This is a genomic window from Psychromonas sp. SA13A (assembly GCF_011378715.1).
Lineage (GTDB): Bacteria > Pseudomonadota > Gammaproteobacteria > Enterobacterales > Psychromonadaceae > Psychromonas.
On sequence record NZ_WTKU01000023.1, the window covers coordinates 39,843 to 61,414 of the forward strand.

At 38.1% G+C, this 21,572-nt stretch carries 20 protein-coding genes; all 20 read left to right on the forward strand.

Annotated elements, in window-relative coordinates:
• The first annotated feature begins 9 nt into the window (after positions 1–9).
• The 20 genes from plsX (at position 10) to GQR44_RS16610 (ending at position 21,395) form a co-directional block, all read left to right on the forward strand.
• Positions 10–1,050, forward strand: a complete 1,041-nt coding sequence (plsX, locus tag GQR44_RS16515) for a phosphate acyltransferase PlsX (RefSeq protein ID WP_166372796.1) — start codon at positions 10–12, stop codon at positions 1,048–1,050.
• Positions 1,043–2,002 carry a beta-ketoacyl-ACP synthase III gene (locus GQR44_RS16520; RefSeq protein ID WP_166372797.1) on the forward strand — a complete coding sequence of 320 codons (960 nt, stop codon included), beginning with the start codon at positions 1,043–1,045 and terminating at the stop codon, positions 2,000–2,002. Before plsX ends, GQR44_RS16520 begins: the two co-directional genes overlap by 8 nt.
• A 78-nt stretch (positions 2,003–2,080) precedes the next feature.
• The gene (gene fabD, locus GQR44_RS16525; protein ID WP_166372798.1) at positions 2,081–3,022 is read left to right on the forward strand and encodes an ACP S-malonyltransferase; all 942 of its coding nucleotides are present in this window, start codon (positions 2,081–2,083) and stop codon (positions 3,020–3,022) included.
• 2 nt (positions 3,023–3,024) lie between these two features.
• A complete protein-coding gene (gene fabG / locus GQR44_RS16530) occupies positions 3,025–3,759 on the forward strand; it encodes a 3-oxoacyl-ACP reductase FabG (protein ID WP_166372799.1) in 735 nt (244 codons plus the stop codon).
• 173 nt (positions 3,760–3,932) lie between these two features.
• Positions 3,933–4,166 (forward strand): acyl carrier protein, encoded by a 234-nt coding sequence (gene acpP / locus GQR44_RS16535; RefSeq protein ID WP_025562459.1) that lies wholly within the window; start codon positions 3,933–3,935, stop codon positions 4,164–4,166.
• A gap of 156 nt (positions 4,167–4,322) precedes the next feature.
• Positions 4,323–5,564: a beta-ketoacyl-ACP synthase II gene (fabF, locus tag GQR44_RS16540; protein WP_166372800.1), complete on the forward strand. Its 1,242-nt coding sequence runs from the start codon at positions 4,323–4,325 to the stop codon at positions 5,562–5,564.
• Between the two features lie 202 nt (positions 5,565–5,766).
• Positions 5,767–6,585 carry an aminodeoxychorismate lyase gene (gene pabC / locus GQR44_RS16545; RefSeq protein ID WP_166372801.1) on the forward strand — a complete coding sequence of 273 codons (819 nt, stop codon included), beginning with the start codon at positions 5,767–5,769 and terminating at the stop codon, positions 6,583–6,585.
• Positions 6,585–7,580 carry an endolytic transglycosylase MltG gene (mltG, locus tag GQR44_RS16550; RefSeq protein ID WP_166372802.1) on the forward strand — a complete coding sequence of 332 codons (996 nt, stop codon included), beginning with the start codon at positions 6,585–6,587 and terminating at the stop codon, positions 7,578–7,580. Before pabC ends, mltG begins: the two co-directional genes overlap by 1 nt.
• Before the next feature lies 1 nt (position 7,581).
• A complete protein-coding gene (gene tmk, locus GQR44_RS16555) occupies positions 7,582–8,235 on the forward strand; it encodes a dTMP kinase (protein ID WP_166372803.1) in 654 nt (217 codons plus the stop codon).
• A 2-nt stretch (positions 8,236–8,237) separates the two neighbouring features.
• Positions 8,238–9,266, forward strand: a complete 1,029-nt coding sequence (gene holB / locus GQR44_RS16560) for a DNA polymerase III subunit delta' (RefSeq protein ID WP_166372804.1) — start codon at positions 8,238–8,240, stop codon at positions 9,264–9,266.
• The gene (locus GQR44_RS16565) at positions 9,260–10,036 is read left to right on the forward strand and encodes a TatD family hydrolase (RefSeq protein ID WP_166372805.1); all 777 of its coding nucleotides are present in this window, start codon (positions 9,260–9,262) and stop codon (positions 10,034–10,036) included. The genes holB and GQR44_RS16565 overlap by 7 nt, the downstream gene beginning before the upstream one ends.
• 169 nt (positions 10,037–10,205) lie before the next feature.
• Positions 10,206–10,817 (forward strand): fumarylacetoacetate hydrolase family protein, encoded by a 612-nt coding sequence (locus tag GQR44_RS16570; protein ID WP_166372806.1) that lies wholly within the window; start codon positions 10,206–10,208, stop codon positions 10,815–10,817.
• A 167-nt stretch (positions 10,818–10,984) separates the two neighbouring features.
• Complete coding sequence (pheS, locus tag GQR44_RS16575) at positions 10,985–11,965, forward strand: phenylalanine--tRNA ligase subunit alpha (protein WP_166372807.1); 981 nt, start codon at positions 10,985–10,987, stop codon at positions 11,963–11,965.
• A 12-nt stretch (positions 11,966–11,977) separates the two neighbouring features.
• Entirely contained in the window at positions 11,978–14,365 is a 2,388-nt protein-coding gene (gene pheT, locus GQR44_RS16580; protein WP_166372808.1) for a phenylalanine--tRNA ligase subunit beta, read from the forward strand.
• A gap of 3 nt (positions 14,366–14,368) precedes the next feature.
• Positions 14,369–14,674, forward strand: a complete 306-nt coding sequence (locus GQR44_RS16585; RefSeq protein WP_028870016.1) for an integration host factor subunit alpha — start codon at positions 14,369–14,371, stop codon at positions 14,672–14,674.
• Between the two features lie 254 nt (positions 14,675–14,928).
• On the forward strand, positions 14,929–15,633 hold the full coding sequence (gene cobB / locus GQR44_RS16590) for a Sir2 family NAD+-dependent deacetylase (RefSeq protein WP_346774369.1): 705 nt from the start codon (positions 14,929–14,931) through the stop codon (positions 15,631–15,633).
• Between the two features lie 1,749 nt (positions 15,634–17,382).
• Positions 17,383–18,189 carry a hypothetical protein gene (locus GQR44_RS16595; protein WP_166372810.1) on the forward strand — a complete coding sequence of 269 codons (807 nt, stop codon included), beginning with the start codon at positions 17,383–17,385 and terminating at the stop codon, positions 18,187–18,189.
• Positions 18,190–18,214: 25 nt separating this feature from the next.
• Positions 18,215–18,889 (forward strand): DUF2987 domain-containing protein, encoded by a 675-nt coding sequence (locus tag GQR44_RS16600; RefSeq protein ID WP_166372811.1) that lies wholly within the window; start codon positions 18,215–18,217, stop codon positions 18,887–18,889.
• Between the two features lie 268 nt (positions 18,890–19,157).
• The gene (locus tag GQR44_RS16605) at positions 19,158–19,862 is read left to right on the forward strand and encodes a phosphoglycolate phosphatase (protein WP_166372812.1); all 705 of its coding nucleotides are present in this window, start codon (positions 19,158–19,160) and stop codon (positions 19,860–19,862) included.
• Positions 19,863–19,949: 87 nt separating this feature from the next.
• Complete coding sequence (locus GQR44_RS16610; RefSeq protein ID WP_166372813.1) at positions 19,950–21,395, forward strand: FAD-dependent oxidoreductase; 1,446 nt, start codon at positions 19,950–19,952, stop codon at positions 21,393–21,395.
• Positions 21,396–21,572: the final 177 nt, after the last annotated feature.

Consider the following 21,572-nt stretch of genomic DNA (forward strand, 5'->3'; position numbering starts at 1 on the left):
GTTATTACTTTGCGTAAATTTACCATTGCGCTTGATGCCATGGGGGGTGATTTTGGCCCCCATATTTCTTTATCGGCAAGTTCCAAATCCCTACAGTTACACCCAAATTTGTTCATTACTATCGTTGGTGATGCCCAACAAATAACTCCCCTATTAAAAAAATATCAGCTACTTAATCACAATAGAATAAAGTTTGTACACGCACCAGAAACCATATCAATGGAAGATGATCCTGTTTCTGTTTTACGTCATCGATCTCAATCTTCAATGCTCGTTGCGTTACAATTAGTGGCTAAAGGGGAAGCAGATGCTTGTGTCAGCGCAGGTAATACTGGCGCATTAATGTTACTAGCTAAGCATACCTTAAAAACATTAGAGGGTATTTCAAGACCCGCTTTAGTCTCTGCACTACCAAATAATCGTGGTGGTCACAGTTACTTAATGGATTTAGGTGCAAATTTGCAATGTGGGTGTGATACTCTGTTTAATTTTGCATTGATGGGCAGCGTGCTTTGTGAACAAGTTGAGCAATTAAGTGCTCCATCGGTTTCATTACTAAATGTTGGACGCGAAAGCAATAAAGGTAATGATACGATTAAACAATGTGCAGAGATGTTGTCTGCTACTGAGTTTATTAATTATATCGGTTATATCGAAGCCAATGAACTATTCGACGGACGTGCAGATGTCGTTGTGACGGATGGGTTCAGTGGCAATATCGCACTGAAAAGTTATGAAGGCATGGGACGTGTTTTTTTTGAACGATTACAGCAAGCGATAAATACAACTTGGTATAGCCGTTTATTGGGTAAGGTATTGAATCCAATAATAAAAAACCAATTAAAAAATTTGCATCCAGATCTGTATAATGGGGCAAGTTTAATCGGATTACGTGGTATTGTTGTGAAAAGTCATGGAAGTGCAAATGAAAGTGCATCTTTCTATGCAATAGAACAAGCCATTAAAGAAATTCAATGGCAGATACCTGCTTGTATTAGCGCAAGGTTGGAATCTGTCCTAGCAGAGCGAGATTGTTTATCACATGAATAGCAAAATTATAGGTACGGGTAGTTATTTACCAACAGCAGTGCGCACCAACCAGGATTTAGAAAAAATGGTTGATACCAGTGATGAATGGATCACAGTACGTACTGGCATTAAAGAACGTCGCATTGCTAATGAGCAAGAAACAATCGCTTTCATGGGCAAAAAAGCTAGTGATCTAGCTTTGGAAGCCGCTGGTATGAGTGCGTCGGATTTAGATTTAATTATTGTGGCAACTACAAGTAACCACAATGCTTTCCCTTCTGCAGCTTGTGAAGTGCAAAATTTATTAGGTATCTATGATATTCCTGCCTTTGATGTGGCAGCTGCCTGTGCTGGGTTTACTTATGCTTTAAGCGTTGCAGATAATTTCATTAAAGCGGGTGGAGCTAAAAATGTACTCGTGATTGGTGCAGATACACTGGCGAGTACCTGTGATCCAGAAGATCGTAGTACTATTATTCTATTTGGTGATGGTGCTGGCGCAGCCGTGCTAACAGCAACAGAAGAACCAGGTATTTTATCGACTCATATCAATGCCGATGGACGTTTTGGTGATTTACTCAAATTACCAAATGTTGGCCGTGACAAAGATGCATTATTAAGTAACTCATATTTAACGATGTCAGGTAATGAAGTCTTTAAAGTAGCAGTTAAAAAACTAAGCCAAGTGGTTGTTGATACTTTAGCCGCTAACAATATTGCAAAAGATAAATTAGATTGGTTAGTACCGCATCAAGCGAACCTACGTATTATCGCAGCAACGGCAAAAAAATTAGAGATGTCTATGGATCAAGTTATTTTAGCACTTGATAAACAAGGCAATACTTCTGCAGCATCTGTACCACTTGCTTTGGATGAAGGGGTAAGAAGTGGCAAAATTAAACCGGGCCAATTAGTGTTATTAGAAGCATTTGGTGGTGGTTTTACTTGGGGTAGTGCATTGGTTGTTATGTAATTAGCCTCACTAGTTACTAAAACCATTGACTTTCAAGTTTCATTTTAAAAATTGTTAATACAAAATTTAGGAATAAAGATGACAAACTTTACATTCGCCTTTCCTGGTCAAGGTTCACAAAGTGTGGGCATGTTGGCTGATTTAGCTGCAACCTATCCTGTTGTTGCTGATACGTTTAAAGAAGCAAGTGCAACGTTAGGTTACGACCTGTGGGCATTAACCCAAGAAGGTCCTGCTGAATTATTAAATCAAACAGATAAAACACAACCAGCATTACTGGCTGCATCTGTAGCAATTTGGCGTGTATGGGCTGAAGTTGGCGGTGCGTTGCCAACAATAATTGCTGGGCATAGCTTAGGTGAATATTCTGCATTAGTGTGTGCAGGTGTTATTGACTTTAATGATGCGCTTAAATTAGTTGAGCTACGTGGTCAATTAATGCAACAGGCTGTCCCTGCTGGTGTTGGCGCAATGTATGCGATCATCGGTTTAGGTGATGCAGAAATAAAAGCTGCATGTGAGCAAGCTGCGCAAGGTGAAGTTGTTTCTCCTGTTAACTTTAATTCACCTGGACAAGTTGTTATCGCTGGTAATAAAGATGCAGTAGAGCGTGCCGGTATATTGTGTAAAGAAGCAGGTGCAAAACGCGCATTACCATTACCTGTCTCTGTGCCATCTCACTGTGCATTAATGAAACCTGCGGCCGATGAATTAGCCGTTGCACTACGTGCTATTACATTTAATACACCGAAAATTTCAGTGATTAATAATGTTGATGTTGCGATTGAAACAGAAGCTGACAAAATCAAAGATGCGTTAGTTCGTCAACTATATTGTCCAGTACGTTGGACTGATATCGTGGTGAAAATGGCTGCTCAAGGTATTAATTTACAAGTTGAAGCAGGCCCAGGCAAAGTATTAAGTGGTTTAGTTCGTCGTATTGAAAAAGGTGTCGCTGCACAAGCTATCAATGATTCAGCAAGTTTAGACGCTGCATTAGCTGCAGTTAAAGGAGAATAATAATGAGTATGCAAGATCAAGTTGTTTTAGTCACTGGCGCAAGTCGCGGTATCGGTCGTGCTATTGCCGAAAGCTTTGTTGCACTAGGTGCAACCGTATTAGGGACGGCTACTAGTGAAAGTGGCGCAGCTGCAATTAGTGAATATTTAGGTGATGCGGGTAAAGGTTTTGTCTTAAACGTCACAGAAAATGAGTCTATTGAAGCATTATTTGCTGACATTAAGAAAGAGTTTGGTACTGTTGATGTGTTAGTGAATAATGCAGGTATCACTCGTGACAACCTATTGATGCGTATGAAAGATGCAGAGTGGGATGACATTATTGGTACTAACTTAACGCCTATCTTTAAATTGAGTAAAGCGGCACTTCGTCCTATGATGAAAAAGCGTGCTGGTCGCATTATTAATATAGGTTCAGTAGTAGGTACGATGGGTAATGCTGGTCAAGCAAACTATGCAGCAGCGAAAGCGGGCGTAATTGGCTTTACTAAATCATTAGCTCGTGAAGTTGCAAGCCGTGGTATTACTGTTAATACAGTAGCACCTGGTTTCATTGAAACAGATATGACTAAAGCATTAAACGAAGAGCAACGTGCAAATACTTTAGCAAACGTACCTGCTGGTCGTTTAGGTGATCCAAAAGAGATTGCAGCAACTGTTGTATTTTTAGCCTCTGAAGGTGCAGCTTACATTAATGGTGAAACAATTCACGTTAATGGCGGCATGTACATGGTCTAATTTTTGACTTGTTGAGTTATCAAATTAACCTGAAAAAGATAGATATTCTATAATTTATTGATTAAAGTCGTAAAATACTGGTCTAACCAGTGATAGAATACTTGAATATTAAACGCGATAGAATAAACTACCGCAACTTAACGCAAAAGCGTAATTACAAAGGAAGATAAAAAATGAGCAATATCGAAGAACGCGTAAAAAACATCATCGTTGAACAATTAGGTGTTCAACTTGACGAAGTTAAAAACGAAGCTTCTTTCGTTGACGATCTTGGTGCTGATTCACTAGACACAGTTGAGCTTGTAATGGCTCTTGAAGAAGAATTCGATACAGAGATCCCAGATGACGAAGCAGAGAAAATCACGACTGTTCAATCTGCTATTGATTACGTTGTTAACAACGGTTAATTCTTCACTTTAAAGTGTAGTTAATTTCTAAAGGCGGTCTTCTGACCGCCTTTTGTTTTTTATAGTCTTGAATCCAATTATTTTCTTTAGCAATACCTAAGCATTTTATTTAAAGTTTTTAGTTATTGTTTTTAAAGCCTCATTTAGGAGAGTCTAGTGTCAAAGCGTCGAGTTGTAGTAACCGGTTTAGGTATGATATCGCCAGTAGGTAATACAGTAGAGCAATCGTGGCAGGCTATTCAAGCAGGTCAAAGTGGGATCTCAAATATTGATCACTTTGATACAGAGAAGTTTTCTACTAAATTCGCTGGTTTAATTCGAGACTTTAATGTTGAAGAATACATGCCAAAGAAAGAAGCACGTAAGATGGACCTGTTTATCCAATACGGTGTAGCAGCTGCTGATCAAGCACTCAAAGATTCAGGTTTAATCGTTAACGATGATAACTCTGAACGCATTGGTGTTGCTATCGGTTCTGGTATTGGTGGCCTTGGCATCATTGAACAAAATAAAGATAATTTTGCAAAAAGTGGCCCTCGTAAAATTAGCCCATTTTTTGTTCCAGCGACCATTATTAACATGATTTCAGGTCATGTTTCTATTAATAATGGTCTGAAAGGTCCAAACATTGCAGTTACAACGGCTTGCACAACGGGTACGCATAGTATCGGTTTAGGTGCGCGCATGATCCAATACGGTGATGCTGATGTAATGATTGTAGGCGGCGCTGAAAAAGCATCGACTGAAATGGGCATGGGTGGTTTTGGTGCTGCACGTGCATTATCGACACGCAATGACTCGCCAGAAACTGCAAGTCGCCCGTGGGATGAGTCTCGTGACGGTTTTGTATTAGGTGATGGTGCTGGTGTATTAGTGATTGAAGAATACGAACACGCAAAAGCACGCGGTGCAAAAATTTATGCTGAGTTTGTTGGTTTTGGTATGAGTGGTGATGCTTACCACATGACGTCACCGCCAGAAAGTGGTGCGGGCGCTGCATTAGCAATGAAAAATGCGATTAAAGATGCGGGCATTACTGCTGCACATATTCAATATATCAATGCACATGGTACTTCGACACCTGCAGGTGATATTGCTGAAACACAAGCTGTTAAAGGTATATGGGGAGAAGATGCAAAATCAGTAATGATGAGCTCTACTAAATCCATGACTGGCCATTTATTAGGTGCTGCTGGTGCAATCGAAGCTATTTTCAGTGTACTTGCAATTAAAGATCAAGTGGCTCCACCTACTATCAATCTTAAAAATCCAAGCGAAGGTTGTGATTTAGATTATGTAACTGATGGTAAAGCGCGTCCTTCGAATATAGAGTATGCACTATCGAATTCATTTGGATTTGGTGGAACAAATGGTACGTTAATCTTTAAACGTATCTAGTTTTACGCATTACCTATAAAATGAAAACCCGATATTGACTCGGGTTTTTTTATGTCTAAATTTTACCAAGCTTTTTTATGAACAAATTTTGCATCGCTAAAGCCGCTTATTTCAAGTGACTTCTTTTGAGCACAAGTGCTTTATAATTAGCCTTGTTTAACTCTGTATTAGCAATTAACTTCAAATAGGTGGCAGTAAGCTGATGTTTATTAACGGTGAAGAACATAACTCAATCGATGCAAGTGATCGTGGTTTAGGTTATGGGGATGGTTTGTTTTCCACCATAAAGGTCGAATATGGCAAGGTGGTTGATTGGCAACTGCATTTGCAACGTTTACAGCTAGGTGCTTCGCGTTTATTTTTTCCTACTATCGATTGGCTACAACTTCAAAGCGAGGTTTTTAACTATGCAACGACGGTTAAAGCTGAAGCAAATTATGTGTTAAAAGTCATCTTAACTCGCGGTAGTGGTGGCCGGGGGTATAGTGCCGAAGGTTGTGAGCAACCGATGCGCATCATTAGCTTATCACCATTCCCAGTACATTATTTTGAATGGCAAACACAGGGAATTGATATTGTGCAATGCCAAAGTCAATTGGGGCGAAATAAACAATTAGCTGGGTTAAAATCATTAGCGAGATTAGAGCAAGTCTTGATTAAACAAGAACTAACCTCATTAAATGCAGTGGAAGGTTTAGTGTGTGATGAATTTGGGCATGTTATTGAAGCTTGCAGTGCGAATCTTTTTATTCATCTAAATGGGCAGTGGTTGACGCCTAAATTAGATTATTGTGGTGTGGCTGGAGTGATGCGTCAGCGTATTATGCAACATACTGATATTGAAGTTATTGAAGCTGAATTGACCGTCGAACAAGTTAAACAAGCGTCTTGTATGCTATTAACTAATGCGTTAATGGGGATTGTGCCAGTGAAGCAATATCAAGATATAACATATTCTCAACAACAGTTGCAGCAGGTAACTGATTTACAAATTAAGCTTAAGCAAGGAAGTGGTTACTAATGGTCAAAAAAATTATCTTAGCTTTAATATTTATCGGTATTTGTCTGAGCATTGCTGTTTTATGGGCGCAGCAACAGATAGATAAATATTTACATGTACCAAGAGTACAACAAACACAGTTATTTACCTTATCCGAAGGGCGTTATTTTACGCATCTTGCGCCGCAGCTAATTGAACAAAATTTATTAGATTCTGATCGATGGTGGAAAGTTGTTTCTAAATTGAAGCCAGAGTTAACTAAAATAAAATCAGGCACCTATGAGTTACCTAAAGGTGCATCATTAGCAGAAATCTTAACCATTTTAACCACCGGACGTGAGTTTCAATTTAAATTAACATTTGTTGAAGGCAGTACCTATAAAGACTGGTTAGTGATATTGCAAAATGCGCAACATATTCAACCATTACAAGAATCTGAGCAAACGTTGTTAACTAAATTAGATAGTAAAGCAACAAAGCTAGAGGGGTTATTATTCCCAGAGACCTATCATTACACCGCTGATATGAGCGCTTTTAGCATTGTTAAAAAAGCCTATTTGCATCAACAAATGGTATTAGAAAAATTATGGCCAGAAAGAGACAAAAATTTACCCTATAAAACACCGTATGAAGCGCTGATCATGGCCTCTATTATTGAAAAAGAGAGTGGGCTTGCAAACGATAGAGATAAAATAGCATCAGTGTTTGTTAACCGTTTACGCATTGGTATGCGTTTACAAACCGATCCGACGGTTATCTATGGCATGGGAGAACGCTACGACGGGCGTATCCGTAAGAAAGATTTGCAGGAAAAAACAGCTTACAATACTTATACCATTAACGGTTTGCCACCGACGCCAATTGCAATGCCGAGTGAAGAAGCAATGTATGCAGCTTTACATCCTGCGAAAACGCGTTACTTATATTTTGTCAGCAAAGGCGACGGGACCTCTTATTTTTCTAAAAATTTGAGAGAGCATAATAATGCCGTTAATAAATATATCCGAGGAAAGTAGCATGTCTGTATTAGAAAAATTAGCGGGTAAATTTATTGTTATTGAAGGCTTAGAAGGAGCAGGTAAAACGACGGCCATTCAATACATTAAAAAGTGGTTATTATCAAAGGGGCTTGCTGAACAACAACTCGCTTTTACGCGAGAACCTGGTGGAACTGTATTAGCTGAAAAAATGCGTGATATAGTCAAAATGGATGTAGCAGACGAACAATTAGCTGATAAAGCGGAATTACTGATCATGTACGCGGCACGAGTACAACTGGTTGAGCATAAAATAAAACCCGCTTTAACGGCTGGTCATGTGGTGATTGGTGATCGCCATAATTGGTCTTCACTTGCCTATCAAGGCGGTGGACGTGGTATCAATACAAACCTGATCAATGATATTAAGCAGGTTGCGTTAGGTGATTTTAAAGCGGACTTCACTCTATTTTTAGATATTGAACCTGAGTTGGGACTCGCAAGAGCCCGTGGCCGAGGTGAATTAGATCGTATTGAGCGTTTAGCCATTGATTTCTTTAATCGTTCTCGTGCTGTTTTTCAGCAACTGGTTAACGAAGAAAGAAATGCGGTATGTATCGATGCAAGTCAAACATTTGCGCAGGTTGAAATTGATATTAATCGACAGCTTGACGCATGGTTAGCGAGTTTATAATAATGCCGGAAAGTAATATTTTTGAAAATGTGAATACGCCTTGGTTAACCCCTTTCTATGCGCATTTACAGGATGCCTATCGTCAAGGGCGTTTTGCGCACGGTCTGTTATTTACTGGCAGTAGTGGTATTGGTAAATATAAATTAGCGCGACAATTAGCCCAGTATTTATTGTGCAGTAATAAACAACATGATGACGCCTGCTTTGAATGTCACTCCTGCCAGCTCTTTAGTGCTAATAATCATCTTGATTTTAATCTATTGGAAGCTGAAAAAAATAAATCAATCGGTATTGATCAAATTCGCTTATTAACAGATAAATTGAATGAGCGTCCACAACTTGGTAATAACAAAGTGGTGTTAATTAAAGGTGCCGACCAATTAACCGAAGCGGCTGCTAATGCATTGTTGAAAACTCTTGAAGAGCCGCAAGGTGATAGTTATTTAATTTTATTAACACGAACACATCATCAATTGATGCCGACCTTATTAAGCCGTCTGCAACAAACACATTTACACAGTCCCGATGATCAAACCTTAATTGATTGGTTATATCAATTTGGTTTTCAAGTTAGTGATGTTGGCGTATTGCGCTGGTTTCAAAATAGTCCATTAGCCTTGCTCAACCATTTGAAAGCGTTGCAGGAAGATGCATCTCTTGATACTCGTCGGCAATGTATTGAAGGGCTATTTTCTCTTTTATATGAGCCTATTAATTTATTTTCCTTTGCACAATTATTAGCGAAGGACGTTGAGCAAAATCTATTATTATTATTTCATTTGTTACACGATCTGCATAAATTAAAATTGAACGGTAATCAGCTTGACCCTGATGCTATTTATTACTTTGCTTTACCGCAATTGCAAATTTGGCAAACTCAATTGTCGTTAAAAAGTTTACGCTTATTAAGCGACGAAATATTAAAAACACGCAGCCTATTAACGGGGCATTCGGCGCTTAAAAAAGAATTATTGATTAATGCGTTATTAATAAAAATTAAAAATGAATTTAAGGAAATTACTGTATGTTAGTAGACTCTCATTGTCATCTTGATCGATTAAAATATGGAGAAAAACATACCGATATTGCTGAGGTTATTGAAAAAGCACAGGTAAAAGGCATTACTCATTTATTGAGTGTTTGCGTGACGTTACAGGATTACCCCGCAATGGCTGCAATGATTGCACCTTTTAAACAAGTTTCAAGCACCTGTGGTGTGCATCCGTTATACGAAGAAGCAGTGATGGATGAAGCCTTATTGCTAGAATATGCAAGTGCAGAGAATGTGGTTGCAGTAGGGGAAACTGGTTTAGATTTTTTCTATTCTCCTGAAACAAAAGAATGGCAAATCGATGCATTTCGTAAACAAATTAGAGTGGCTAAACAACTCAATAAACCTTTAATTATTCATACTCGTGGTGCCCGACAAGAAACCTTAGATATTCTTCGCGAAGAAGGCGCTGAGCAAGTAGGTGGCGTTCTACATTGTTTTACTGAATCAATCGAAATGGCAGAGGCCGCGATGGAAATGGGTTTTTATATTTCTGTTTCGGGCATTGTGACCTTTAAGAATGCAAAAGAATTGCAGGCAGTAATCAAAGCGGTACCCTTGGAACGTTTATTGGTAGAAACGGATTCTCCTTATCTAGCACCAGTTCCACATCGAGGGGAAGAAAATGAACCAGCTTACACCTACGACGTTGCGCAATTTGTTGCTGAATTAAAAGGGGTGACATTTGAAGAGCTTGCTAAAGTCACTACTGAAAACTACTTCACACTATTTAAAGGTGCGAAAAGATAACCTATTTGTAGTTAAACCTAATTCAATTGGTCATGCTCAGTTTGGTAACGCTTGGTTTGAGAATGCCTAGTTTGAGAATACTTAGTTTAGCAATAATTAACTTATCAATATTTAGATTAGCAACGCTTAGTTGAACGAAGAAATTAGTTTTTATATATAAGGATCACCCATGCAATCAGTATTATTAAATGGAAAACCAATTACTCCTTCGAAAGTGGTTTGTATTGGCCGTAATTATGTTGAGCATATTGCGGAATTGAATAATGAAGTGCCTACTGAGCCGGTTATTTTTGTTAAACCTAACTCTGCTATCGCTGCTGATATAAAAACACATGCCGTTGACGCAATTCATTATGAGGCTGAAATTTCTTTTATTGTTGAGAATAATCAGTTTATAGGCGTTGGTATTGGGTTAGATCTCACCAAGCGAGAAGTACAAAGCGTGCTTAAAAGCAAATCTTTACCCTGGGAAAGATCTAAAGCTTTTGATGCGTCAGCCGTGTTTTCAGAGTTTGTCAGTTTTGAACATCAAGTCGATTCACTGAGTCTGGTCTTGTCGATTAATGATCAGGTGATACAACAAGCGAATTACGAATTAATGATTTATAAGCCGTTACAGATTGTACAAGCAGTTAATGAATTTATGTCTTTTGAAACAAACGATATTTTGATGACGGGAACACCAAAAGGTGTCGGAAAAGTGAATCAAGGTGATAAATTTACCGGACAAATATTTGATCAAGGTAAATTATTATTAACACAAACTTGGACTGTGTTGTAACGCTTAGTTCATCCTGCTTTTATGTTGCACTGGTTTTGAGTGAAATAAATACTCATTTCCAGTGTTTTATCCTCTGCAAATCCTCCTCAGCACTAGCCATATCTATTTGATCTGCGTAAAATTACATCCATATTTTTTATCACTTGTATTAAAGTAGAGTAAATTAAATGCAGCATCTAGATGAAATCGTTGCTAATGCGCAACAACAGATCGAAAGCGCCGCAGATACTAATGAATTAGAAGAGATTCGTTTACAGTATCTGGGCAAAAAAGGCCTAATGACTGAGCAAATGAAAGGCTTAGGCAAATTACCTCCTGCGGAAAAGCCAGCGGCAGGTCAATTAATTAATAAAGCAAAACAAGCGATTCAAGCAGTATTAGTTGAACGTAAAAAAGGGATGGAAGAAGCAATTTTAAATGAAAAATTAGCTTCTGAAACCATTGATGTGACTTTACCTGGCCGTGGTGCTAAACAAGGTAATGTGCACCCTGTTACGCGTACAACTGAACGTATCGTTGAGTTCTTTAGTGAATTAGGTTTTGAAGTGAAAGACGGTCCTGAAATTGAAGACGGTTACCACAATTTCGATGCCCTAAATATTCCACCACATCATCCTGCACGTGCTGACCACGATACTTTTTACTTTAATCCAGACTTAGTATTGCGTACACAAACATCGGGTGTACAAATCCGTACCATGGAGAACCAAGAGCCACCGGTACGTATTATTTCACCGGGACGTGTTTACCGTAATGATTACGACCAAACACATACGCCAATGTTCCATCAGGTTGAAGGGTTGATGATTGCTGAAAATGTCAGCTTTACGCAACTTAAAGGTATTTTACACGACTTCCTACATAACTTCTTCGAGCAAGATTTAGAAGTGCGTTTCCGTCCATCTTACTTCCCATTTACAGAACCTTCTGCTGAAGTAGATGTGAAAGGTAAAAATGGTTGGTTAGAAGTATTAGGCTGCGGCATGGTGCACCCAACAGTATTAAAATCAATGGGTGTTGACCCTGAGAAATATTCTGGTTTTGCCTTTGGTATGGGTATTGAGCGTTTAACAATGCTGCGTTACGACGTAAATGATTTACGTTCATTCTTTGAAAACGATCTTCGTTTCCTCAAGCAATTCAAATAAGGGTTAATAATAATGAAATTTAGTGAAGCTTGGTTACGCGAGTGGGTTAACCCAGAAATTACACGTGATGAATTAACGCATCAAATTACTATGGCCGGTCTTGAGGTTGATGATGTAGAGCCAGTTGCAGGTGAATTTAGTAAAGTAGTCGTGGGTGAAGTGGTTGAATGTGGCCAACACCCTGATGCAGACAAATTACAAGTTACCAAAATTAATATCGGCTCAGATGAGTTAATTGATATTGTTTGTGGAGCTAAAAACTGTCGCCTAGGATTAAAAGTAGCGGTTGCTGTTGTAGGTGCCGTTTTACCGGGTGACTTTAAAATTAAAAAAGCAAAACTACGCGGTCAACCTTCATTTGGCATGTTGTGTAGCGAGTCTGAATTAGGCATGGCAGAAAGCGCTGAGGGCATTATTGAATTGCCATTAGACGCGCCTATCGGTCAGTGTGTTCGTGAATACTTACAACTTGATGATGTGATTATTGACGTTGATTTAACCGCTAACCGTGCTGATTGTTTAGGTATTGCAGGTCTTGCCCGTGAAGTTGCAGTATTAAACAGTATACATGCAACTCAACCAACGTGGGAAAATGTAGCTGTTTCTATCGATGACCAAGTCGCTATTAACCTGCAAGCACCTGAAGCATGTCCTCGTTACCTTGGTCGAGTGATCAAAGGTATTAACCAAAATGCCACAACTCCTTTATGGATGGTTGAAAAACTACGCCGTTGTGGTGTGCGAAGTGTTGATGCTGTAGTTGATATTACACAATATGTGTTACTTGAGTTTGGTCATCCAATGCATGCCTTTGACCTATCTAAATTAGATGGAGGCATTGAAGTTCGCCTTGCTAATCAAGATGAAAAGTTAACTTTATTAGATGGTAAAGAAGTTAAGTTAAATGCAGATACATTAGTGATTGCAGATCAATCTAAAGCACTAGCAATGGCCGGTATTTTTGGCGGTCAAGATTCTGGCGTTCAGGAAGGTTCAACAGATATCTTCTTAGAAAGTGCTTTCTTTGCACCATTAGCGATTGCGGGTCGTGCGCGTAGCTACGGTTTACATACAGACGCTTCTCATCGTTATGAACGTGGTGTTGATCCATTACTTCAGGCAACTGCAATGGAGCGAGCAACACAATTATTAGTTGATATTTGTGGTGGTCAAGTTGGCCCAATTACCGAAGCAGTAAACGAAGCGACTCTACCAAAACAAGCTACTATCGAGTTACGCCGTAGTAAGTTAGATCGTTTAATTGGTATTTCAATTGATTCTGAACGTGTTCTACAAATCTTAACGCAATTAGGTTGTGTAGTATCTGAAACGGCTGAAGGTTGGTCTGCACTTGCACCGAGCTACCGTTTTGATATGGAAATTGAAGAAGATTTAATTGAAGAAGTAGCACGTGTATACGGCTACAATAATATTCCTAATATTGCACCACAAGCAGCATTAACTATGCCTGCTCATAATGAATCACGTTTAAAATTATCTAAAATCCGTGATGTATTAGTGAACCGTGAATACCAAGAAGCGATCACTTACAGTTTTGTTGACCCTGATAAGCAACTTAAATTACATCCTGAAGCGGATGCATTGATTTTGCCACATCCTATCTCTAAAGATATGTCGGCAATGCGCGTTAGTTTATGGACCGGTTTGTTAGATAGCGTGTCTAAAAACCAAAAGCGTCAACAAAATCGTGTGCGTTTATTTGAAACTGGTTTACGTTTTATCAAAGATGAGCAAGCTGAAAATGGTATTCGCCAACAAGCAATGCTTTCAGGTGTGATCATTGGTAACGTTAATGACGAGCACTGGGCGATTGAAACGCGTGTTGCTGATTTCTTTGATCTTAAAGCAGATTTGGAAGCCGTACTGGATTTAGCTGTTGATGATGCAAGTTTTGAATTTAAAGCAGAGAAACACAGTGCTTTACATCCTGGTCAATCTGCAACTATTTACCGTAATGGTATTAAAGTCGGATACATAGGTACTTTGCACCCAAGTTTGAAAAAAACTTTTGCTTTAAACGGCCAAGCAATTGTATTTGAAATAGAAATTGATGCTATTTTAACCCGTCAATTACCTCAAGCTGGAGACATTTCTAAGTTCCCTGCAAACAACCGAGATCTCGCTTTTGTGGTCGATGATCAAGTAAATGCAGGTAAGGTCCTCAAATTTATAGAAAAAATTGGCGGATCTCAGCTAGTTAGCATAAACTTGTTTGACGTATACAAAGGATTGGGTGTTGAAGACGGTAAGAAAAGCTTAGCAATAGGCTTAATATTACAAGACGCGACACGTACTTTGGAAGAACAGGAGATTGCTGATAGTGTTAATTCAATAGTTGAAGCGGTTTCTACGGAATTTCATGCATCGTTGAGAGATTAATTTATGGCACTGACAAAAGCTGAGATAGCGGCACATTTATCGGAAGAAATCGGATTAAGCAAACGAGAAGCTAAAGAGTTTGTAGAATCTTTTTTCGAAGAAATTAAATCAACTCTTGAAGCTGGTTCACCAGTTAAAATATCAGGCTTTGGTGGATTTGAGCTAAAAGATAAAGGAGAACGGCCAGGTCGTAATCCTAAAACTGGTGAGGACATACCTATAGAGGCCCGACGAGTTGTTACTTTTAAAGCGGGTCAGAAATTGAAAGAGTTAGTAGAAACGAGTCTTTCAGATAAGCCTAAAAAATAATTTATTCCCTTTTAAAGAAAGTCGCTTAGCGGCTTTTTTTTTGCCTCAAATTCGGTTGGAATATGAACTGAACCACAAACTTTTTCTGATATAACATTACAATTAACAATGACTTTTTTGATACTTTAATTTCGTTTATCAAAAGTCATATTGTCAATATTAAGATTGCATTGGGGTTTTCGTGAATAAGGCATTAATAAATAGAGCTCAGCTTTATGCTGTTGGGGTTATGTTTTTGATTGGGGTTTAAAGTAGTGAGTCAATATAAAAAAATAGTAGTGTTAACAGGAGCAGGCATTTCTGCTGAGTCAGGTATTGAAACGTTTCGTGCAAAGGATGGTTTGTGGGAAAAATATAAACTTGAAGATGTCGCGACTTTGGATGGTTATCAACGCGATCCTGAATTGGTATTAGATTTTTATAATAAACGACGCCATAGTTTTTGTTTAGGAGAAAATAAACCTAATGCTGCACATTATGCGTTAGCGGAATTGGAACAAAAATTTGAAGGAGAGTTTCTACTTGTCACTCAAAATATAGATGATTTGCATGAACAAGCAGGCTCAAAGAGCGTTATTCATATGCATGGTGAATTATTAAAAGTACGTTGTGCTAAAACCAATCAAGTCATTCCTTGGAAAACGGATTTAACCAGTGATGATTTTTGTACCTGTTGTCAATACCCGTTACCTTTAAGGCCTCATATTGTTTGGTTCGGCGAAATGCCCATAGGCCTAGATATTATTTATCATCATCTTGCGCAAGCTGATTTATTTATAGCGATTGGTACTTCCGGCACTGTTTATCCAGCAGCGGGATTTGTTGAAGAAGCTAAAAGTGCAGGAGCTGATTCTATTGAGGTTAACCTAGAGCGTAATGAGCATAGCCATTTCGATACCATACTAGAAGGTAAGGCGACTCAATTAGTGCCTGAATTGGTTAAAAACCTATTAGCATAAAATTAATCACTGGTTTTATAGTGACCAAAAGCTAAATAACCTGAAGCTTTGAAGGGTGGATAAGGGCGAGTCAACATTCTTAACTCGTTAATAAGCAATCAAAGGTTAATGTTTGTATTGTTCCATCTGGTTTTTTAAGTGCAAATTCAAAAGCAATTAACCACGAAGACACGAAGGGTGGAGAAGGATGAATCAAACGATGATTCCCTTACCCTGTAATAAGTGATTAAAATTTACTTTTTAGCTTGGTCCTCATTTTTAATCTTTTCTTTGTGTTATCTGTGCAGCGGAACGGCTTCGTGGTTAATTGCTTTAAAATCAAAAGCTGATTAACCACGAAGGCACGAAGAGTTAAGAAGGATAAATCAAACCATGAAACCTATAACTTGTTAATAAGTAAAAATTTACTTTTTAGCTTGATCTTCATTTTTAATCTTTTCTTCGTGCTCTCTGTGCAGCGCAGCGGCTTCGTGGTTAATTGCTTTAAAATCAAAAGCTGATTAATCATGAAGGCACGAAGAGTTAAGAAGGATAAATCAAACCATGAAACCTATAACTTGTTAATAAGTAAAAATTTAACTTTTACGTAGATCCGCACTTTTAAATCCCTTTTTGAAGCCTTTCTTCGTGTTCTCTGTGCAGCGCAGCGGCTTCGTGGTTAATTGCTTTAAAAACAAAAGCGAGTTAACCACGAAGGCACGAAGGTTGGAGAAGATGGAATCAAACCATAAACCCTTTATCCCTTTAATAAGTGATTAAAATTTATTTTTTAGCTTGATCCTCATTTTTAATCTTTTCTTCGAGTTCTCTGTGCAGCGGAACGGTTTCGAGGTTAATTGCTTTAAAATCAAAGGCTGATTAACCACGAAGAGTGCAGAAGGATGAATCAAACCATAATCCTTTAACCCGTTAATAAGTGATTAAAATTTACTTTTTAGCTTGATCCTCATTTTTAATCTTTTCTTCGTGCTCTCTGTGCAGCGCAGCGGCTTCGTGGTTAATTGCTTTAAAATCAAAAGCGAGTTAACCACTAAGGCACGAAGAGTGCAGAAGGATGAATCAAACCATGAAACCTATAACTTGTTAATAAGTAAAAATTTAACTTTTACGTAGATCCGCACTTTTAAATCCCTTTTTGAAGCCTTTCTTCGTGTTCTCTGTGCAGCGCAGCGGCTTCGTGGTTAATTGCTTTAAAATCAAAAGCTGATTAACCACGAAGGCACGAAGAGTTAAGAAGGATAAATCAAACCATGAAACCTATAACTTGTTAATAAGTAAAAATTTAACTTTTACGTAGATCCGCACTTTTAAATCCCTTTTTGAAGCCTNTTTACGTAGATCCGCACTTTTAAATCCCTTTTTGAAGCCTTTCTTCGTGTTCTCTGTGCAGCGAAGCGGCTTCGTGGTTAATTGTTTTAAAATCAAAAGCGAGTTAGCTACGAAGGTAACCACGAAGGTAACCACGAAGGCTCGAACTGAAACAAAAAAACCTTAAAAAATGATAATAAAATAGCTCAGTTTTTTCCTTCGTAAGCTCTGTGTCGTATCTTGATTTTGTCGTTAAGTACTTTTTAAAATCAAAACTCATTAAGCACCAAGCATAGTAAAGAAGGCGTGTTTAAAAACTTGTTAAGCAATGAGTTTTAATTAATCTTGTTTAGCTTTGAATGTACTTGAAAAGCTAACAGAACTCCCTACAATGATCAGCTGTTAAGCAGCTGTTATTCAATTTAGGGAAGTTAGTCTGTTATGAATTCAAAATATTTTGTATTAGGTGGTGATATTAAAAAATCACTGACCGAAGGGTATCGATTTGATCTGAAAAAGTTGTTGCTGGATGCCCTTAAAATTACGCGTAAACATTTCTTCCCTCTACTGACCGCTTGTCTATTTATCATGTTGGTTTCATTTGCTTTACTTAGCGTATTTCTTGATCAAGCAACGTCACTTGATGATCCTAAAACCATGATACTTTTCTTTATTTTTGCATTAATTGTCGTGCCTCCTTTGATGACCGGTATGCTGATGATGGGAGTTCACCATTCAGTGGGATTAAAAACCAAATCTTTTCACTTGTTTAATTATTTTAATATCATCTTTAAATTATCGTTAGCCGCGATGATCATCAATTTGATGACCAATGGCGCTAGCATGTTCTTAGGGCAAGTCTTTGGCAGTGTTGGTTTTGTGTTATCTGTTATTGTGTTGCTGTATTTAAAAATGTCTTTCTGCTTGGTTTATCCTTTGATTGCCGAGAAAAAAGTATCACCAGTGATGGCTTTAAAACTCTCATTTAAGTTGGTTCATAAAAACATTGCTCAATTTACCCAACTATTAATTATATTTTGTGTTCTTTTTATGATTGGCATTTTGACATCAGGCATTGGTTTATTATTCGTTATTCCTTTTTCTATCAACGTGATGGGGATTGTTTATCGTCAAGTATGCGGTGTTAGCATCTCAGTAACAGAAGCAACTGAAGGTTCAAACGACAACAATAAGAATGACGATGATAATCATCATTCTGGACCTAAAAACGGCGGCTTTGAAGCTTAACTCCAATACAAAGAAGGAAGGTATTATGCGACGTTTAGCACTCGCCATTTTATTGTCTAGCTTGACTTCATTGAGTCAAGCTTCAACCATTAAGCTTAATTATTCAGTGTTTTTTAGCTACATGAAAACGATGTATAAACTTGATTACCCCTATGTCACTACCGCCTTTTATTTAATTGATAGAGAGAGTAAAGCGCTATGTAAGATTGCTAATGCAGAGATGGTAGTTGAGAATGTTCGAGAGCCTATTTTGTTTGAATCAGCAGGACGTTTATTGCCTTTCTACTCAGATAAACATCGCAAAGACGGTGGGATGTTAGAGGTTGATATTGATGATAATAAAACATTATCTAGTTGTGACTTACAAATCACCGTGATGGCAAAAGAGAGTGAGTTATTTAATTTAAACGAACAAAAACTCGCTGCTATTAATGAACAGTTAGAAGGGGTGATAAAGAAAAATGCAGGCATGATAGGGAAGCATTTTTTACCAACGTTTGCTGGTTTACGCCTTCAGTTTTTAGATCCAATTCCCGCATCCATAAAGACTTCACTAAGTAGCGATGTTGAAAGTAGCGATGTTAAATTTGCTGCTAATGGTGCTCTATTACTTAGCAAAGATGATTTTGTAAAAATTAAAGAAATAAATGAACTTAAACTTTCTGTGGTGCGTATAACCCCGTGGATGTTAAATGACTGACTTTATTAGCTTATCGTTATTGTGGCGGGTTGATCCTTGATGGGTTAATCGTTGATTGGTTAATCCTTGATGGGTTAATTGAGGAGGCTGAATTTAATTGGCCTGCTTATTGCCCTTCATATTGACCTTTATACAGTCAAATTAACTGATGGCTATGTTTTAAACGATAAGCTTGAATCGCGTAATTAATAACAAACTAATATCGTTCAAACACACTGCAAAACCAAATAAAATAATAAATAAAAATAGCAGCACTTAGGAGTGACTCTTGAAATTTACAGGTAAAAAAGCAATTCTTTTTGATTTAGATGGTACGTTAATTGACAGCGCACCGGATCTCGCATTAGCTATCAATCATATGTTAACAAGTATTGGTCGCGAACCTATTTCACCAACTATCATTCGTTCTTGGGTAGGTAATGGTGCAAGTATTCTAGTGCAAAGAGGCCTTTCTGGACAATCACACATTGACCCTGACCTTGATCCTGAATTGCTGGCAAAAGCTTTGGCGATTTTTCTTGAGTTTTATGCTCAGAATTTATGTATAGATACTGTCACTTATCCACATGTACGTTCAACATTAAAAATATTAAAAGCTAAGGGCTATCAGCTTGCAATTGTAACCAATAAACCCTTTGATTTTATTCAACCAATCCTTGATGGTTTAGAATTAAATGGTTTATTTGAGCTTTTAATTGGCGGCGATACCTTAGAAAAACGTAAACCTGATCCGCTTCCTTTGCATTACAGCTGCGAAAAGTTAGGTGTTACCGTTGAACAGTGTGTGATGGTTGGTGATTCTAAAAATGATATTTTAGCAGCCAATGCAGCCAACATGCAGAGCATTGGTTTAAGTTATGGTTATAACTATGGCGAAGATATCAACGAGCATAATCCAGATATCAGTTTTGATGACTTTGCGGACATCATTGCTACTTTCTCAGATGTTAATCAATATGAATTAACAGAGTAAATAAAGCTTCAGCTAATTTTTGATAAAATCTAGCCATATTATTTTTACATATGGCATGAATTAAACGTAAATATAAACGGTTTTAAAATGACTAAGAACGAAATGTCAGATAAAAAAATTGCCATTATCGGTGGCGGTATTGCTGGAGCTTCAATTGCACTTTATTTAAGTGAAATAGGCTTACAAGTTGATTTATTTGAAAAAGGGACGAGTTTAGTAAATGGACCTCCTATTTGTCACCTTCATGCTGGTGGCAATTTATATAGGGAAATTTCAGAAGAACAGTGTGTAACGTTATTAAAAGAGTCTATAGAAGCACTGCGCTTATATCCTGATTCGGTTGATTATCGTCCAACAGTGATTGCGATCCCTGAACAAGATCCAGGGCAACCGATGGAACTTTTACCTCGTCTAAAGCGATTACAAAGTGAATACCAAGATCTAATTGATGAAGATGCTGATAATCAAGTGCTTGGCAAAGCGAGCGACTATTATCAACTGTTTGAGTTGGAAGAATTACAACAGTTAGCGTTACTAGATGAGCATCCAGTACCTAGCACGGCAGAGCAATGGATGATTCCATTTGCTAAGCATGTTGATCTGTCTTTATTAAAATTTCCTGTTGTTTTAGTTCAAGAATTTGGTTGGAATGTATTTCGCTTAGGCGCCACAGCTGCGCTCTCTTTAGAAAAGAATGCCCATTGTCAGGTGCATCTAAATGCTAAAATCACAAAAATCGAACAAACTGTTGATAAAAAATGGCAGTTAAGTTGTGATGAAAGTGGTCATAATAGCCAACAGAAGTTTGATTATTTAATTAATGCAGCGGGCTTTAAAACCGGTGAAATTGATGATTTAGCTGGTTTTCATCGTCAACGTTTAGTCGAGTTTAAAGCTGCCTATGTCACCAAGTGGCAGGGTACCGGAGGTTTATGGCCTGAAGTTGTTTTTCATGGTCAACGTGGAACGCCCGAGGGCATGGCACAATTTACGCCTTATGCTGAAAATTTAGTACAGTTACATGGCATGACAGAACAAATTACATTATTTGATAATGGACTTGTTGCTAGTGCTGACAATAGCTCTCAGCCTCAGTTAGATGCGCAGTTTATTCGTAAAATAGATAAAGGTTGGTTAGCCCAAGAGGTTGCAGAACGCGGGCAACGCGCAATTGCACACTTGGCTCGATATATTCCTGTTTTTAAAGACGCGAGTGTAGAAGGTAAGCCGCTATTTGGAGCACAACAAATACCCGGTGAGGATGCTTCCCTGCGTGCCGCTGGTGTATCTTTTGAAGATGATAATTATGCACGTTGTGAAATAGTCAAAGCGTCATCTGTATTAACGAGTGCCGATGCGTTAACTGAAAAATTGGCAGAATTGGGTTTTGTTGATAAAGGCTTAGTGGGGTCACGTTTGTTTCCTGTGACACGCTCTATTACTGATCAACAAGTAACGGAGCGTTCAGAGTGTTACACACAGCAGCGAGGGTATCCGCTGGCTTTAGCTCATAGGACAGTCAAACAGTCATAATAAATTAAACCTTAAATGACATAACTCAAAGCAAATAACCAAAAGCAAACAAAAAATCCTATGACTCAACTAGTCATGGGATTTTTTGTTTTTACATTTATGTTCTTGAATTACTTTTCTATCAGCATCATTATTAACGCCTGATTCTTAATGAGTGATACAAATATCACCTCCTAA

Coding starts and splice junctions, on each gene's coding strand:
- fabD (WP_166372798.1), top strand. CDS start 2,081: ATGACAAACTTTACATTCGCCTTTCCTGGTCAAGGTTCACAAAGTGTG.
- GQR44_RS16520 (WP_166372797.1), top strand. CDS start 1,043: ATGAATAGCAAAATTATAGGTACGGGTAGTTATTTACCAACAGCAGTG.
- fabG (WP_166372799.1), top strand. CDS start 3,025: ATGAGTATGCAAGATCAAGTTGTTTTAGTCACTGGCGCAAGTCGCGGT.
- GQR44_RS16565 (WP_166372805.1), top strand. CDS start 9,260: ATGTTAGTAGACTCTCATTGTCATCTTGATCGATTAAAATATGGAGAA.
- GQR44_RS16595 (WP_166372810.1), top strand. CDS start 17,383: ATGAATTCAAAATATTTTGTATTAGGTGGTGATATTAAAAAATCACTG.
- GQR44_RS16600 (WP_166372811.1), top strand. CDS start 18,215: ATGCGACGTTTAGCACTCGCCATTTTATTGTCTAGCTTGACTTCATTG.
- GQR44_RS16585 (WP_028870016.1), top strand. CDS start 14,369: ATGGCACTGACAAAAGCTGAGATAGCGGCACATTTATCGGAAGAAATC.
- pheS (WP_166372807.1), top strand. CDS start 10,985: ATGCAGCATCTAGATGAAATCGTTGCTAATGCGCAACAACAGATCGAA.
- tmk (WP_166372803.1), top strand. CDS start 7,582: ATGTCTGTATTAGAAAAATTAGCGGGTAAATTTATTGTTATTGAAGGC.
- pheT (WP_166372808.1), top strand. CDS start 11,978: ATGAAATTTAGTGAAGCTTGGTTACGCGAGTGGGTTAACCCAGAAATT.
- GQR44_RS16610 (WP_166372813.1), top strand. CDS start 19,950: ATGACTAAGAACGAAATGTCAGATAAAAAAATTGCCATTATCGGTGGC.
- acpP (WP_025562459.1), top strand. CDS start 3,933: ATGAGCAATATCGAAGAACGCGTAAAAAACATCATCGTTGAACAATTA.
- mltG (WP_166372802.1), top strand. CDS start 6,585: ATGGTCAAAAAAATTATCTTAGCTTTAATATTTATCGGTATTTGTCTG.
- pabC (WP_166372801.1), top strand. CDS start 5,767: ATGTTTATTAACGGTGAAGAACATAACTCAATCGATGCAAGTGATCGT.
- holB (WP_166372804.1), top strand. CDS start 8,238: ATGCCGGAAAGTAATATTTTTGAAAATGTGAATACGCCTTGGTTAACC.
- GQR44_RS16570 (WP_166372806.1), top strand. CDS start 10,206: ATGCAATCAGTATTATTAAATGGAAAACCAATTACTCCTTCGAAAGTG.